13 protein-coding genes are annotated in these 14,535 nt (G+C 70.2%); 9 read left to right on the top strand and 4 right to left on the bottom strand.

The genetic code is table 11. The annotated features are described in order from the left end of the window. Positions 1–46 precede the first annotated feature (46 nt). A complete protein-coding gene (locus ACFWU3_RS35720) occupies positions 47–568 on the bottom strand; it encodes a hypothetical protein (RefSeq protein ID WP_384445676.1) in 522 nt (173 codons plus the stop codon). 451 nt (positions 569–1,019) lie between these two features. Here ACFWU3_RS35720 and ACFWU3_RS35715 point away from each other — a divergent pair, with 451 nt between their 5' ends. The 3 genes from ACFWU3_RS35715 (at position 1,020) to ACFWU3_RS35705 (ending at position 5,213) form a co-directional block, all read left to right on the top strand. Next, positions 1,020–2,024, top strand: a complete 1,005-nt coding sequence (locus ACFWU3_RS35715) for an SCO0930 family lipoprotein (RefSeq protein ID WP_384445674.1) — start codon at positions 1,020–1,022, stop codon at positions 2,022–2,024. Between the two features lie 211 nt (positions 2,025–2,235). Then, positions 2,236–3,048 (top strand): SAM-dependent methyltransferase, encoded by an 813-nt coding sequence (locus ACFWU3_RS35710; RefSeq protein WP_384445679.1) that lies wholly within the window; start codon positions 2,236–2,238, stop codon positions 3,046–3,048. Continuing rightward, positions 3,048–5,213 (top strand): putative bifunctional diguanylate cyclase/phosphodiesterase, encoded by a 2,166-nt coding sequence (locus tag ACFWU3_RS35705; protein ID WP_384445672.1) that lies wholly within the window; start codon positions 3,048–3,050, stop codon positions 5,211–5,213. Before ACFWU3_RS35710 ends, ACFWU3_RS35705 begins: the two co-directional genes overlap by 1 nt. A 58-nt stretch (positions 5,214–5,271) precedes the next feature. On the opposite strand, the gene ACFWU3_RS35700 is transcribed toward ACFWU3_RS35705, so the two are convergent. Then, positions 5,272–6,162 carry a LysR family transcriptional regulator gene (locus tag ACFWU3_RS35700; RefSeq protein ID WP_384445677.1) on the bottom strand — a complete coding sequence of 297 codons (891 nt, stop codon included), beginning with the start codon at positions 6,160–6,162 and terminating at the stop codon, positions 5,272–5,274. 82 nt (positions 6,163–6,244) lie between these two features. Between ACFWU3_RS35700 and ACFWU3_RS35695 the strand changes: the two genes are divergently transcribed. From ACFWU3_RS35695 to ACFWU3_RS35685, 3 genes are read left to right on the top strand one after another with little or no spacing between them, the layout of a single operon-like run. Further along, positions 6,245–6,949, top strand: coding sequence for a succinate dehydrogenase (locus ACFWU3_RS35695; RefSeq protein WP_384445670.1), 705 nt, complete (start codon positions 6,245–6,247; stop codon positions 6,947–6,949). A gap of 2 nt (positions 6,950–6,951) precedes the next feature. Then, positions 6,952–8,907, top strand: coding sequence for a fumarate reductase/succinate dehydrogenase flavoprotein subunit (locus tag ACFWU3_RS35690; RefSeq protein ID WP_384445669.1), 1,956 nt, complete (start codon positions 6,952–6,954; stop codon positions 8,905–8,907). Then, positions 8,904–9,650, top strand: coding sequence for a succinate dehydrogenase/fumarate reductase iron-sulfur subunit (locus tag ACFWU3_RS35685; protein ID WP_313942753.1), 747 nt, complete (start codon positions 8,904–8,906; stop codon positions 9,648–9,650). The genes ACFWU3_RS35690 and ACFWU3_RS35685 overlap by 4 nt, the downstream gene beginning before the upstream one ends. On the opposite strand, the gene ACFWU3_RS35680 is transcribed toward ACFWU3_RS35685, so the two are convergent. Further along, on the bottom strand, positions 9,647–10,693 hold the full coding sequence (locus ACFWU3_RS35680) for an MBL fold metallo-hydrolase (protein ID WP_384445667.1): 1,047 nt from the start codon (positions 10,691–10,693) through the stop codon (positions 9,647–9,649). The genes ACFWU3_RS35685 and ACFWU3_RS35680 overlap by 4 nt on opposite strands. Positions 10,694–10,789: 96 nt before the next feature. After that, positions 10,790–11,707, bottom strand: a complete 918-nt coding sequence (locus ACFWU3_RS35675) for a serine hydrolase (RefSeq protein WP_384445666.1) — start codon at positions 11,705–11,707, stop codon at positions 10,790–10,792. Between the two features lie 103 nt (positions 11,708–11,810). Here ACFWU3_RS35675 and ACFWU3_RS35670 point away from each other — a divergent pair, with 103 nt between their 5' ends. From ACFWU3_RS35670 to ACFWU3_RS35660, 3 genes are all read left to right on the top strand, one after another. Then, positions 11,811–12,788: a LysR family transcriptional regulator gene (locus ACFWU3_RS35670; RefSeq protein WP_384445664.1), complete on the top strand. Its 978-nt coding sequence runs from the start codon at positions 11,811–11,813 to the stop codon at positions 12,786–12,788. Between the two features lie 326 nt (positions 12,789–13,114). Next, the gene (locus ACFWU3_RS35665; RefSeq protein ID WP_384445662.1) at positions 13,115–13,558 is read left to right on the top strand and encodes a tyrosinase family oxidase copper chaperone; all 444 of its coding nucleotides are present in this window, start codon (positions 13,115–13,117) and stop codon (positions 13,556–13,558) included. A 15-nt stretch (positions 13,559–13,573) separates the two neighbouring features. Further along, entirely contained in the window at positions 13,574–14,401 is an 828-nt protein-coding gene (locus ACFWU3_RS35660) for a tyrosinase family protein (RefSeq protein ID WP_384445660.1), read from the top strand. Positions 14,402–14,535 lie beyond the last annotated feature (134 nt).

Below are 14,535 nucleotides of genomic sequence, written 5' to 3'. Positions count from 1 at the left end.
GGACTCGGGGCGACGGGCGTTGTCAGTGGGGGGAGTGGCGTGCCGGTCAGTGCCGGCGGTCGGCCACCCGCCTGCGGAGCACGAAGACGGTAGCGGTGGCGGCGGCCAGGACGAGTCCGGCGCCCGCGGCGATCTCGCCGCGGTCCAGGCCTCCGACGCTGCCGCCGAGCCCGCCCTGGACGCCCTGGGGCGTCGTGGTGACGGTGGAGCCGGTCGTCGGCGTGGAGCGGCCGCCCGCGATCGTGAGGTTGAAGGTGCCCCGGTCGTTGCCGCAGTTGAACTGGACGGAGTACTGGGCGCCCGGCCTGGCGTCGGAGTCCACCACGGCGGAGGCGGAGGTGCCGGGCTGAATGGTCACGGCGTCGAAGACGCCGGACGAGGCATAGGCCGTGGTGTTGCAGCCGCTGGCGGACAGATTGACACGCCCGCCCGCGGAAACCGTCGAGGGGCTGACGGTGAAAAGCGGCGAGGTCTGCTTGGCGTCGTCGTCCGCCACCGCGAAGGGGGCGGCCAGGGCAAGAGAAGCCGCTCCCAGCAGAGCGGCTGTTGCGGCACGTATCGCGCGCATGGTGATTCCTCCGGTCCCCGAGGAGCAGGCGCGGAACCGATTTCCACAAAAGGCAGGGAATGCCCCTCGATGAGCGAAACGCTAGGAGTGAGGGGTGCGGGACGCGATCGCTGTCCGGCAAATGGGTTATTCGTTCCCCCGGCTGGAGGACATGTGGGCGTGTCGCGCGGTCCCGGCCGGTGCCGGATGGGAATGGAGGTCCCGTTCCGCGCGGCCGCCGTGCGGGGCTCCACGGTGTGACAGGCGAAGCGGGTGGGGCGGATGAGATCGAGCCATTCCGCGCGGACGTCTGCCTGCCGTTGCCTGCCGTCGGCGGAACAGGGACGTCCACATCGGCGCTCCGGAAGATTTTCCCAGCCTCGTTGAACACTGAGCGGCTCCCTGTCCGTACCTAGAGCCATGAACGGCGCACCCAGGCGTCGCACAGGCTCAGAGGACAACAGGAGTGGACATGAACACCTGGCGTAACGCCTCGCTCGCGGTGACTGCGGCGGCCGTACTCGCGCTGACGACGGCGTGCGGTCAGGAACAGGGTACGCAGACGCCCAACGGCCAGGCCGTCGGTGCGGCCAACCCGGCAGGCCAGCAGCCCGGAAGCGGCGGATACGGATCCGACTACGGTTCCGGCGCCGGTGCGAACGCTCAGGGAGCGGCGGCCAAGCCGGCCGGCCAGCTCGCCGTCTGGGACAGCAAGCAACTCGGCAAGGTCGTCACGGACAGCGCCGGTCTCACGCTCTACCGCTTCGACAAGGACACCGCCTCCCCGCCGAAGTCCAGCTGCGAGGGTGAGTGCGCCAAGACCTGGCCCGTCGTGGCGGCCGGCGGCGCCTCTGCCGCTCCCGGGATCGACGCCGCGCTGATCGGTGAGGTCACCCGGTCCGACGGCTCCAAGCAGCTCACCATCGGCGGCTGGCCGATGTACCGCTACGCCAAGGACACCAAGGCGGGCGACGCCAAGGGCCAGGGCGTCGGCGGCACCTGGTACGCCTCCGCCCCCGACGGCAAGAAGGCGGGCGGCGGCGCGGCGGCCGGCTCCGGTGGCGGCGCGGACTACGGCGACGGCGGCGCCGAGGCCGGCGGCCAGCCCGCCGACCTGGCGGGACTGTCCACCCGCAAGGACGCCAAGCTCGGTGAGATCGTCGTCGACAAGAACGGTATGACGGTCTACCGGTTCATGAAGGACAGCGCCTGGCCGATGAAGACGGCCTGCACGGGCGCATGCCTCAAGAAGTGGCCGGTTGTCGCCCCCGTCTCCAAGAACGACACCAAGGGAATCCTGAAGAAGGGCTTCGTCACCTTCGACCGTCCCGACGGCATCAAGCAGCAGACGATCGACTGCTGGCCGATCTACACCTTCGCGGGTGACGCCAAGCCCGGAGACACCAACGGACAGGGTGTCGGCGGTACCTGGTACGTGGTGAGCCCCGAGGGCAAGCCGGTCGGAGCGCCCAAGTAGTCCCCACGCAGCGCCTCCGGCCTCAGCCGGCCCGTCTCACGCCCCTCGCGTGATGGCGGGCCGGTTGTCGTCGCGTTGTTGTGTGTGACCAAGAACGGACCGCGAATTTCCGTTTGGGCTCGCCCTCTTGGCGGGCGATCAGTAGCCTCGGCTCGAACAACTGGCCATGGACATGGCCGACTTCCCCCGTGGCGACTTGTTGGAGACATCGATGGAGCGTCCCGCCTGGGCCCCGCAGGGCATCGACATTTCGGTGCCGAGCGTGTCCCGCATTTACGACTACTACCTGGGCGGTTCGCACAATTTCGAGGTCGACCGGGAGGCCGCCCGCAAGGCGATGGAGTTCCTTCCGGGGCTGCCGAAGATCATGCAGGCGAACCGGGCGTTCATGCGGCGGGCCGTGCGCCACGCGGTGAACGAGGGCGTCACGCAGTTCCTCGACATCGGCTCGGGCATTCCGACGTTCGGCAACGTGCACGAAGTGGCGCAGAAGGCCTCCGACGAGGCACACGTGGTCTACGTCGACCACGACCCGGTCGCCGTCGCCCACGGCCGGGCCGTGCTCGAGGGGAACACCCGGGCCACCGTGGTCTCCGCCGATCTGCGCAAGCCGCGGCAGATCCTGGACAGTTCCGAGGTCTCCTCGCTGCTCGATCTGCGGCAGCCGGTAGCGCTCCTGCTGGTCGCCGTGCTCCACTTCATCGAGGACGCGGACGATCCGATCGCCGCGGTGACGGAACTGCGGGAGGCACTGGCACCCGGCAGCCTGCTCATCCTCACTCACGCCTCGTACGACGGAGTCCCGGTGCCCGAGGAGCGGGCGGTCGGCGCCGTCGACGTCTACCGGGACATTCGCAATCCGCTGGTCATGCGTTCGCGCGAGGAAATCGCGCGATTCTTCGAGGGGTACGAGATGGTCGAGCCCGGTCTGGTGTCCATGCCCCTCTGGCGCCCCGACGCCCCCGCCGAGCAGGAGGACCCATACGCCTATTCCGGCTTCGCCGGGGTGGGGCGCAGGGCGTGATGGCACCGTCGCAGGCGGCGGGTTCCGCGGCGGACCCGGACGGTCTCGAGGACAGACTCCGCAGGTTCGCGACGATATGGAGCCGAGCCGTCTTCCCCGTGACGGCGACTTCGCTGACCCGTATCGAGGTCGAGCAGCATCTGCTGCCCCTCGCACGGCAGTTGAGCGAGTCGCTGCACGGCCGCACCTTCGATCCGCAGGCAGCTCAGCGGATCGGCGTCGCCCTCGTCGACGCCCACTGCACCGACCCCGAAGCGCTCAGCCGCACCCTCGGCGTCATCGACTCCTATCTGGTGCTCTACTGCGGCAGCGGCGAGACCGAGCAGACGGCCGAGGAGAGCCGCGCACGCTGCGCCCGGCTCCAGCACGCGCTGGCCGCCGGATTCGCGCAGGGCCTTCGCGAGCGCACACTCGCCGAGCAGGAGGCCATCGCGCGCTCCTCGCTCCAGGCGCGCACGGACGCGGTCGAGGCGCTGCACGCCACCGAGACCCGGTTCCGCGCGGTCTTCGAAGGCGCGGCGATCGGCATCGGCATCGCCGACCTCGAAGGCAACATCCTCGAGGTGAACGGGACCCTGCTGCGCATGTTCGGCGGTCTCGAGAACCATGTGCGCGGCAAGAAGGTCACCGACTGGTCGCACCCCGAGGACCGGCCCCATGTCTGGCAGCTGCACCGGGAGTTGGTGAAGGGCGAGCGTGAGCACTTCCACGTCGAGAAGCCCTTCTACCGCAACGACGGCACCGTCCTGTGGACCAATCTGACGGTCTCTCTGCTGCGCGACCCCGAGGGCCGCCCGCAGTACCAGCTCGCGCTGATGGAGGACACCACGGAGCGGCGGCTGCTCAACCTGCGGCTGCGCTACGAGGCCACGCACGACGCCCTCACCGGCCTGCCGAACCGGACGCTCTTCTTCGAACGGCTGGAGAAGGCACTCGCGGCGGGGGAGGGCTCCCGCTTCGGGCTGTGCTATCTCGACCTCGACGGCTTCAAGGCCATCAACGACAGCCTCGGCCACGCGGCCGGCGACCGGCTGCTGGTGGAGGTGGCCGACCGGCTGCAGAGCTGCGCCACCGCGCCGGGCGAGATGGTGGCCCGGCTCGGCGGCGACGAGTTCGTCGCGCTGACGACGGGGCCGGACACCGAGAGCCAGGTCGACGAACTCGCGGCCCGCATCCTCGCCGTCCTCGGCTCGCCGATCCGCGTCGACGGCCGGGAGTTCACGGTCCGCGGCAGCATCGGCATCGTCGAGGGACCCGCCGGCGAGCGGACCACCGCCGAGGTGCTCCGCAGCGCCGACATCACGATGTACCGGGCCAAGTCGGCGGGCGGCAACCGCTTCGAGCTCGCCGATCCGGAGGCGGACGCCCGCGCGATCACCCGGCACGGGCTGACGACCGCGCTGCCCGCGGCGCTGGAGCGCGGCGAGTTCTTCATCGAGTACCAGCCGCTGGTGCATCTCGGCGACGGCACGGTGCACGGCGCCGAGGCGCTCGTGCGCTGGTGCCACCCGCAGCACGGCGTCCTCGGCCCCGACCAGTTCATCCCGCTCGCCGAACACACCGGCCTCATCGTGCCGCTCGGCCGCTGGGTGCTCCAGGAGGCCGTACGCCAGGCGAGGTACTGGCAGGAGCGGCACAGCGACGGTGGCCCGCTGCGGATCAACGTCAATCTGTCGCCGACCCAGCTCCACCACCCGGGTCTGGTCGCCGACACCGTCGATGTCCTGGAACGCTCCGGGCTGGAGCCGGGCGCGCTGTGCCTGGAGGTCACCGAGTCCGCGCTCATCGGCGCGAACGAGGATCTGCTGAAGCCGCTGCGCCAACTCGCCGAGATGGGCGTCGACATAGCGCTGGACGACTTCGGCACGGGCTACTCCAACCTCGCCAATCTGCGCCGGCTGCCGGTCAGTGTCCTCAAGCTCGACCGCTCCTTCACCCAGGGGATGCAGCGCCATCCGGCCGACCCGGTCGACCTGAAGATCGTCGAGGGCATCGTCACCCTGGCGCACAGTCTGGAGCTGGCTGTCACGGTGGAGGGCGTGGAGACCGGGGCACAGGCGGAACAGCTGCGGGAGCTCGGATGCGACACGGCCCAGGGCTGGTACTACGCCAGGCCGGGGCCGCCGGACAAGCTGCACGCGCTGTCGATGGCCGACGCGGTGTAGTGGGGCGCGGGGCCACCGAGTGCCGCCGGTGCTTCGAGCGCACCCTCGGACCCGCCCGTCAGAGCACCGCCGCCCGTGAGCCGAACAGCACCTTCTGGAGCTCGCGGGCCGCGCGCGGTGGTGCCACGTCGCTGCGGTGGGCCAGTGCGATGGTGCGGCGCAGGCCGGGCGAGGCCAGCGGGGTGACCCGCAGGTCCGGGCCCGCGCGGCCGGCCACCATGCTCGGCACCACGGCGACGCCGAGACCCGCCCGTACGAAACCCAGCACGGCGTCCATCTCGCCGCCCTCGACCGTGAAGGCCGGCTCGAAGCCCTCCGCGCGGCAGGCGGCCACGGTGAGCTCCCGCAGGTCGTAGCCGTGCCGGAACATCACCAGCGGCTGATCGCGCAGATCGGCGATGCGCACGGGGCTGCGCGGCGGCTTCGCCGTGGCAGCCGACACCACCACCAGGTCCTCCCGCAGCAGTTCCACGGTGGTCAGGACGGGGGAGGCCGGCGGCAGCGGCAGCACGATCAGTGCCAGATCGAGGGTGCCGCGTGCCAGCTCGCGTACGAGATCGTGCGAGCCGCCCTCCTCGATCAGCAGCTCGATGCCCGGATGCCGGTCGTGGAAGACGCGCAGGACGTCCGGGAGGAGGCCCGTGCACAGACTCGGAGTGGCTCCCAGCCGCACCCGGCCGCGCCGTAGCTGGACCAGTTCCTGCACCTCGTGCCGCGCGGTGTCGGCGTCAGCGAGGATGCGCCGGGCGAGCGGCAGCAGCGCCTCTCCGGCCTCGGTGAGCGCGATGTTCCCGCGGGCGCGGCTGAACAGGGTCGCGCCCAGCTCCTTCTCCAGCGCCCGGATCTGCTGGGAGAGCGAGGGCTGGGAGACATGCACGCGCTCGGCGGCGTGGGTGAAGTGCCGGGTCTCGGCGACCGCGACGAAATAGAGAAGCTGCTGGAACTGCATAGGCACATGATAGGCGATGCCTATGGAGATCAGCAGAATCATGTCTTGGACCTCTGGACGTCTCCGGTCGTAGTTTCCTCCCATGGCTCTGGCAACGCGGACGGACCGAAAACCGTCGCCCCCGCGCACCTTCTGGGGATCGACGATCGGCAAGAAGACGGTCATGGCCGTGAGCGGCCTGATCATGCTCGGGTATCTCGTCGCCCACGTCCTCGGCAACCTCAAGGTCTTCTTCGGGCCCGGCGAGTTCAACGGCTACGCGCACTGGCTCCGTACGCTGGGAGAGCCCTTCCTCCACTACGAGTGGGCGCTGTGGGGTGTCCGTCTCCTGCTCGTCGCCGCCGTGGTCGCGCACGCGGTCTCCGCGTACCAGCTCAGCAGGCGCGACATCAAGGCCCGGCCGGACCGCTACGTCCACCGGCGCAAGCGCGCGAGCTACGCCACCCGCACCATGCGCTGGGGCGGCATCATCGTCGCGCTGTTCATCGTCTGGCACCTTCTCGACCTGACCACCCTCACGGTCAACGAACACGCACAGCCCGGCCATCCCTACGAGAACGTCGTCGCCACCTTCTCCACCTGGTACGGCAACGTCATCTACATCGTCGCGATGCTGGCCGTGGGCCTGCACATCAGGCACGGCTTCTGGAGTGCGGCCCAGACGCTCGGCGTCGGCAACGCCGCCCGGGACCGCGCACTCAAGACCCTCGCAGGCGGGCTCGCACTGGTGCTGACCGCGGGCTTCATCGCCGTACCCGTCGGCGTCATGACCGGAGTGGTGAACTGACCATGAACTCCATCGACTACGCCGCCTTCACGACCGGCGATCCGATCGCCGACACCAAGGCACCCGAAGGGCCCATCGCCGAGCGCTGGGACCGCCGCCGTTTCGAGGCCAGGCTGGTCAACCCCGCCAACCGCCGCAAGCACACCGTCATCGTCGTCGGCACCGGCCTCGCCGGCGGAGCCGCCGGTGCGACACTCGGCGAACAGGGCTACCACGTCGAGCAGTTCTGCTACCAGGACTCGCCCCGCCGGGCTCACTCCATCGCCGCCCAGGGCGGCATCAACGCGGCCAAGAACTACCGCAACGACGGCGACTCGATCCACCGCCTCTTCTACGACACGGTCAAGGGCGGCGACTTCCGGGCGCGCGAGTCCAACGTGCACCGGCTCGCGCAGATCTCCGTGGAGATCATCGACCAGTGCGTGGCCCAGGGCGTCCCGTTCGCCCGGGAGTACGGCGGACTGCTGGACACCCGTTCCTTCGGCGGCGTCCAGGTCTCCCGTACCTTCTACGCCCGCGGCCAGACCGGCCAGCAACTGCTGCTCGGCGCGTACCAGGCCCTGTCCCGGCAGATCGCCGCGGGCACGGTGAACCTGCACGCCCGCACCGAGATGCTCGACCTGATCGTCATCGACGGACGGGCCCGCGGCATCGTGGCCCGGGATCTGATCACAGGCGAGATCACCAGCCACTTCGCCGACGCGGTGGTCCTCGCCACCGGCGGCTACGGCAACGTCTTCTACCTGTCGACGAACGCCATGAACTCCAACGCCACCGCGGTGTGGCGTGCCCACCGGCGCGGCGCCCTGTTCGCCAACCCCTGCTTCACCCAGATCCATCCCACCTGCATCCCGCGCACCGGCGACCACCAGTCCAAGCTGACGCTGATGAGCGAGTCGCTGCGCAACGACGGCCGGATCTGGGTCCCGAAGGCACGCGGTGACGACCGGCCGGCGAACGAGATCCCCGAGGACGAGCGGGACTACTACCTGGAGCGGATCTACCCGGCCTTCGGCAACCTCGTACCGCGCGACATCGCCTCGCGGGCCGCGAAGAACGTCTGCGACGAGGGCCGCGGCGTCGGCCCCGGCGGCCAGGGCGTCTACCTCGACTTCGCCGACGCCATCGGCCGGATGGGCCGGGCGAAGGTCGAGGAGAAGTACGGCAACCTCTTCGAGATGTACGAGCGGATCACCGCGGAGAACCCCTACGAGGTCCCCATGCGGATCTACCCCGCCGTGCACTACACGATGGGCGGACTGTGGGTCGACTACGACCTGCAGACCACCGTGCCGGGGCTGTTCGCCATCGGCGAGGCCAACTTCTCCGACCACGGCGCCAACCGGCTCGGCGCGTCCGCGCTGATGCAGGGCCTCGCCGACGGCTACTTCGTCCTGCCGTCCACCATCAACGACTATCTGGCACGCACACCCCTGGACGGTACGCCGGACGCGTCGCATCCCGCGGTCGCCGAGGTACTCGCGGAGACCGAGGACCGGCTGAACCTGCTGCTCTCCGTGGACGGCGACCGCACCCCCGACTCCTTCCACCGTGAACTCGGTGAGCTGATGTGGGAGTTCTGCGGCATGGCCCGCACCGACGAAGGGCTGCGCAAGGCGCTCGACCGCATCCCGCAGATCCGTGAGGAGTTCTGGCGCCGCATCAAGGTGCCCGGTACCGGAGAAGAGTTCAACCAGTCGCTGGAGAAGGCCAACCGCATCGTCGACTACCTGGAGCTCGCCGAGCTGATGTGCCTCGACGCCCTCCACCGCGCCGAGTCCTGCGGCGGTCACTTCCGCGAGGAGTCCCAGACCGCCGACGGCGAGGCGGAGCGCAGGGACGACACCTACGCGTACGCCGCGGCCTGGGAGTTCAACGGCACCGGCCGGGCGCCCGTCCTGCACAAGGAAGACCTCGTCTTCGACTACGTTCACCCCACCCAGCGGAGCTACGCATGAAGCTCAACCTGCGCGTGTGGCGTCAGCACAGCGCCGACGCACCCGGCGCCATGGCCACCTACGAGGTCGACGGCATCTCCCCGGACATGTCGTTCCTGGAGATGCTCGACACCCTCAACGAAGAGCTCATCCTGCGCGGTGAGGACCCGGTCGCCTTCGACCACGACTGCCGCGAGGGCATCTGCGGCGCCTGCTCCCTGGTCATCAACGGCGACGCCCACGGGCCGGAACGCACCACCACCTGCCAGCTCCACATGCGCTCGTTCCGGGACGGCGACACCATCGACGTCGAGCCGTGGCGCGCCTCCGCCTTCCCCGTCGTCAAGGACCTGGTGGTGGACCGCTCGGCCTTCGACCGCATCATCCAGGCCGGCGGATACATCACCGCGCCCACCGGCGCCGCACCTGAGGCGCATGCAACGCCGGTGCCCAAGCCGGACGCCGACTTCGCCTTCGAGCACGCCGAGTGCATCGGCTGCGGCGCCTGCGTCGCCGCCTGCCCGAACGGCTCGGCGATGCTCTTCACCTCCGCGAAGATCAACCACCTCAATGTGCTGCCGCAGGGCGCACCCGAGCGCGAGACCCGGGTGCTGGACATGGTGGCGACGATGGACGAGGAGGGTTTCGGAGGCTGCACCCTCACGGGGGAGTGCGCGACAGCCTGCCCCAAGGGCATTCCGCTGCCGTCCATCGCCGCCATGAACAAGGAGTGGCTGCGCGCGAACCGCAAGGTCCGGCGCTAGAACGCCTGCCGGGGTGCGGATCGGCCCGTGGGCGGCAGGGCCCGCATGTCGCCCCCGAAATCCGTCACATAGTCGGGGACGACCACTCTCGACCCGGGACTGAGCCGCCGGACCTCGGCGACGAAGGCGTCCAGGTCGATGGACGGGTCACGCTGAGGCGGGGAGGCGAGCGGCTTCTCGAAGTTGTCCCAGTGCACGGGCACGACCGTCGCCGGATGGCCGAGAGCGTCCAGCAACCGGGGCAGATAGCGGTACGTCGACGTGGAGGCGGGCGTCGCGGCCATCAGCACGTCCGGCCGCAGGCCCTGTGCCGACCGCTCGTCGATGTCACTCGCGCCCATGAGGAAGAGCGAGGGGCCGCCGTCCACCGTCATCTGGAAGGCGAGGGTGTCGCCCTCCGGCAGGTCGGAGATTGTCCGCGGAGCGCGGTGGGGCGGGGCGTTGAGGGTGCCGGGGGCGAAGTAGGAGTACGAGGCATTACGGCTGTGACGGCTGGACACGACCTCAACGCTGTAGCCGTCGAAGGCCAGCACCTCGCCTCCCTTGACCACGCTGATCTGCGCCGCGTCGACACCGAGCGCCCGTAGCGTGTGGTATGTCGTCTCGGTGCCGATGACCCGAGCGCCCGTGGACTTCGCGATATGGGGGACGTCGTTGATGTGGTCCCAGTGCGTGTGGCTGACCAGGATCACCTCCGGCCGGCCGGCGTGCCGGTCGACGAGCGCGTGGTCCGTCGTCAGTTTCGTCTTCGCGTCGAAACTGCCCTTGGGGCCGAACAGCCCCGTGCCGAAGCGAGTGATGTACGGGTCGAACAGGACGGTCCGGGCTCCGATGCCGATACGCCAGCCGGAGGTGCCCAGCCACCGGAGCGCGGCCGCGCCCGCCTGCGCAGCGGAGACGGCCCCGGTCGCCGACGCTCTGCCCGGTCCCGTCGCGCCGGCGCCGGTGGTGGAGAGCAGCGGTGCGGCCGCACCCAGGGCCGCGCCCCGCAGCAGCGTCCGCCGGACGACCTCACGCCGCGAGCCGGTCTCTCGGTCACTCATGGATTCGCTCATACGGCGCAGAAGATCAGCACCTCGCTCCGCCCGTCCAAGACCGGGAATGCCCGCCTTCCATACCCGTTGATGCATGAGGCCAGGTCAGGACGGGCGCGAAGAGGCCGTAGAGCGCAGGAAATCCACCGCGGTGCGCGCGGCGGTGCCGATCGCCACGTCGGTGCCGGTGCTGTTCGCCGCGAGGCCCGGGGTACGGGCGAACACCGCGACCGCGTACCGCCGGCCGTCCGGATACTCCGCCACGCCCACCTCGTTGTGCAGCCCGGGCAGCGTGCCGGTCTTCGCCGACACGCCTACGCCGTCGCCGAAGCCCGCCGCCAGCCGATGCCGGAACACCTGACGTGACATCAACCTGCGTACCTGCGCGCACGCTTGGGGTGGTCCGGCCGTGTCGCGCCAGATCATCCGCAGCAGCCGGGTCATCTCGCGCGGTGTGCTGGAGTTCGTGCGCCGCGGGTCGAGAGCGGCGAGCCGGTGCACCTCGTCGGCGGGCAGGGTGGGGAAGACGGCGGCGAACTCCCGCTCGTCACGCGCTCCCACATCCGCGAGCATCGATTCCAGCACCTGTCGAGGCCCGCCCACGATGCGGGTCTCCACCAGGCCGAGCTCCTTGGCCAGCAGTCCGGGGGTGTCCCGGCCGACCCGGTCGAGCAGCAGGTCCGCCGCCGTGTTGTCGCTGACCGACATCGCGAAGTGCGCGAGATCCCGCAGGGACAGTTCCACGTCGTCCAGGCAGCCCGCGGTGCCCCAGCCACCGAGCCGGTGCTCGGCGGTGATCCGTATCCGCTCACGGGGATCGAGGTGCCCGGCCACGGACTGCCGCGCGAACTCCAGCACCAGCAGCACCTTGAACACCGAAGCGAGGACGACCGGTTCGTCCGCGTCGCACCCGGCTCCGGCCGTGTCCACGGGGCCCTCGTCCTCGTCGATGGATCGCGCGTGGAGCCGGCCTTGCGCTCCCGCGTCGCTGAACACGGAGCGCAGTCTCTCCTCGATCGGCATCCGGCCTCTCATTCGCCTCGGGAGTGTCCGCAAAGTATCGCCGCCCGCGCGCAGGGCGCCGCGAACCGGACGAGACGCTGCGAACACGCACTAGGGTCGTGGTGTGGATCTCTTGCGCCACCTGCGTATTTTCGTCGTCGTCGCCGAGGAGCTGCACTTCGGGCGGGCCGCCGAGCTGCTCGGCATGGCCCAGCCGCCGCTCAGCCGGTCGATCCGGCGGCTGGAGGACGAGCTCGGTGCGGACCTCTTCGACCGTACTCACCGGCAGGTGCGGCTCACACCGTCCGGTGCCGTACTGCTCGATGAGGCACGGGACTTGCTGGCGCGGGAAGAGCGTACGAGAGCCCTCGTCCGACGGGCCCGCGACGGTGGTCTCGGTGCGCTGCGTGCCGGTGTGCCTCCGGACACCCCGGCCGCGGCACTCGGTGCGCTGCTCGCCGAGTGTGCCGAGCGGCTGCCCGGCGTACGGGTCGACCTCCAGGAGGTGACGACGGACGAGCAGCTCCGGCTGCTGGCCTCCGGCGGACTGGACGCGGGGCTTGTGCACCGGCCGGTCGACGCCACCGAGCTGCTGACGGGCCCTGAGGTCCGGGTCGAGTTGGGGGTGGTGCTGCCGCGCACCTCGCCGCTCACCCGGCTTCCCGAAGTGGGGCTCGCGGATCTCGCGGGCCAGGATCTGGTGCTGTTTCCGCGGGCGTCGGCGCCCGGTTGGTACGACCGGACGCTCGACATCTGCCGGACCGCGGGCTTCGTACCCGGCCGCGTCCGGCACGCCCGCAACCCGGAGTTCCTCATCGGGCTGGTGACCGCGGGTTGCGGAGTGGCCTTCGATCAGGGGCCGGTGGCGCGCAAGGAGCCGAGGGTGGCCTGGCGGCCGCTGGCGGGCCGGCCCCTCGCGCAGCGGATCTGTGCCGTACGGCCGAGGCGGTCGCCGCACGCGGCGGCGCGCGTCTTCGGGGAGATCGCGGCCGGTGTTCTGTCGCGGGACATGGCGACCGCGCTGCACGGCGAGGGCTGTTCGGCGGGCGGGGAGGCGCCCGGGGAAGAGGGGCCGAGGCCCTGGTCCGTCGTGTTCGGCTGAGGAGCAGCGACTCCGTCCAGGCATATGTTCCGGACATGTTTCAGATGTGAGGACCGGCACAACTTCCCCTCCTGTGCCGCAAATTCTTCATAAGAATGGCATGTTCACAGCGGAATATTCGCCTCCCCTCCGAAGGGACGGCTGCTGCGGAACAAGATCAATACTGTTCAACTCTGCACTTCGAATCAGGACATGTCCACATGGTGGCCAACCGTCCCCCGTCGACTTCGGTCCACGGCATCCGGCCCTGTAGTCATGGCAACGGCGGTCCGCCTGACCAACGGGCCGCCGTCCGACACAGCACAGCCATATCTGGGGGGACACCCATGTCCAGAATCACCCGCCGCCAGGCCCTGACCGCCGCCACGGGCGCGGCCGCCGGCCTCGCGATAACCGGCGCGGCCCGGGCCTCGTCCGGCACCGGAGCGCACCCGGCCGGCGGCCGGGCCAAGCGCCCGGCCGACGGCCCCGCAGCCTTCGACGAGGTCTACCTGGGACGCCGTATCCAGGGCGCACCCGCGCACGGGGGCCATGGTGGCCACGGGGGCCACGGCGCTCACCAGGCTCACTCCGGCCAGGGGGGCCACGAGGGTCACGGCGGCTACCGCGTGCACATCGACGGTGAGGAACTGCACGTGATGAGCAACGCCGACGGCACCTGGATCAGCGTCGTCAACCACTACGAGACGCACCCGACCCCGCTCGCCGTGGCCCGCGCCGCCGTCGCCGAACTCCAGGGCGCCGACCTCGTGCCCCTCGACATCGTCTGATCCAGGAGACCCGCCATGACCGTACGCAAGAACCAGGCGATCCTCTCCGCCGACGAGAAGCGCTCTTTCACCAACGCCGTGCTGGAGCTCAAGCGCAGCGGCCGGTACGACACCTTCGTCACCACCCACAACGCCTTCATCATGGGCGACACCGACACCGGCGACCGTGTGGGGCACCGTTCGCCGTCCTTCCTGCCGTGGCACCGACGATTCCTCATACAGTTCGAGCAGGCCCTTCAGTCCGTCGATCCCTCGGTGGCCCTGCCCTACTGGGACTGGACCGCGGACCGCACCACCGCCTCGTCGCTGTGGGCGGCCGACTTCCTCGGCGGCACCGGCCGCAGCAGGGACGGCCAGGTGATGGACGGTCCGTTCGCCTTCGCCGGCGGCCGCTGGCCGGTCAGCATCCGGGTGGACGGCCGTGGCTATCTGCGCCGTGACCTGGGTGTCGGTGTCCGGCAGCTGCCGACCCGTGCCGAGGTCGACTCCGTGCTCGCCATGCCGGTCTACGACGCGCCGCCGTGGAACAGCGCGTCCAACAGCTTCCGCAACCACCTGGAGGGCTGGCGGGGCGTCAATCTGCACAACCGCGTCCATGTCTGGGTCGGCGGTCAGATGGGGACCGGCGTCTCGCCGAACGACCCGGTGTTCTGGCTGCACCACGCCTTCATCGACAAGCTCTGGGCGGACTGGCAGGCCCTCCACCCGGACTCGCCGTACCTCCCGGCCGCCGGCACCCCCAACGTCGTCGACCTGCGGGACACCATGCGCCCGTGGAACGACGTGACCCCGGCGGACATGCTGGACCACACCCCGCACTACACCTACGACACCGCCGCCTAGGCGGCGCTGTCCGGGTGATCTTGTCGGGTCTGCGACGACGGCTACGGGACCTCGCTGTGTCGTCGAAGTCGCCCGAGGACGCCCAGTACGAGGACGCCTCAGGCGTTTCCCGCGGTCCGTGCCCGGCCGGGCAC

Source organism: Streptomyces sp. NPDC058685 (assembly GCF_042714725.1).
Taxonomy (GTDB): Bacteria; Actinomycetota; Actinomycetes; order Streptomycetales; family Streptomycetaceae; genus Streptomyces.
This window is presented reverse-complemented; position numbering and strand designations above follow the sequence as displayed.

Bases quoted from the DNA above. Each gene is read 5' to 3' on its own strand.
- ACFWU3_RS35720 (WP_384445676.1), bottom strand. From the start codon at position 568: ATGCGCGCGATACGTGCCGCAACAGCCGCTCTGCTGGGAGCGGCTTCT.
- ACFWU3_RS35715 (WP_384445674.1), top strand. From the start codon at position 1,020: ATGAACACCTGGCGTAACGCCTCGCTCGCGGTGACTGCGGCGGCCGTA.
- ACFWU3_RS35710 (WP_384445679.1), top strand. From the start codon at position 2,236: ATGGAGCGTCCCGCCTGGGCCCCGCAGGGCATCGACATTTCGGTGCCG.
- ACFWU3_RS35705 (WP_384445672.1), top strand. From the start codon at position 3,048: ATGGCACCGTCGCAGGCGGCGGGTTCCGCGGCGGACCCGGACGGTCTC.
- ACFWU3_RS35700 (WP_384445677.1), bottom strand. From the start codon at position 6,162: ATGCAGTTCCAGCAGCTTCTCTATTTCGTCGCGGTCGCCGAGACCCGG.
- ACFWU3_RS35695 (WP_384445670.1), top strand. From the start codon at position 6,245: ATGGCTCTGGCAACGCGGACGGACCGAAAACCGTCGCCCCCGCGCACC.
- ACFWU3_RS35690 (WP_384445669.1), top strand. From the start codon at position 6,952: ATGAACTCCATCGACTACGCCGCCTTCACGACCGGCGATCCGATCGCC.
- ACFWU3_RS35685 (WP_313942753.1), top strand. From the start codon at position 8,904: ATGAAGCTCAACCTGCGCGTGTGGCGTCAGCACAGCGCCGACGCACCC.
- ACFWU3_RS35680 (WP_384445667.1), bottom strand. From the start codon at position 10,693: ATGAGTGACCGAGAGACCGGCTCGCGGCGTGAGGTCGTCCGGCGGACG.
- ACFWU3_RS35675 (WP_384445666.1), bottom strand. From the start codon at position 11,707: ATGCCGATCGAGGAGAGACTGCGCTCCGTGTTCAGCGACGCGGGAGCG.
- ACFWU3_RS35665 (WP_384445662.1), top strand. From the start codon at position 13,115: ATGTCCAGAATCACCCGCCGCCAGGCCCTGACCGCCGCCACGGGCGCG.
- ACFWU3_RS35660 (WP_384445660.1), top strand. From the start codon at position 13,574: ATGACCGTACGCAAGAACCAGGCGATCCTCTCCGCCGACGAGAAGCGC.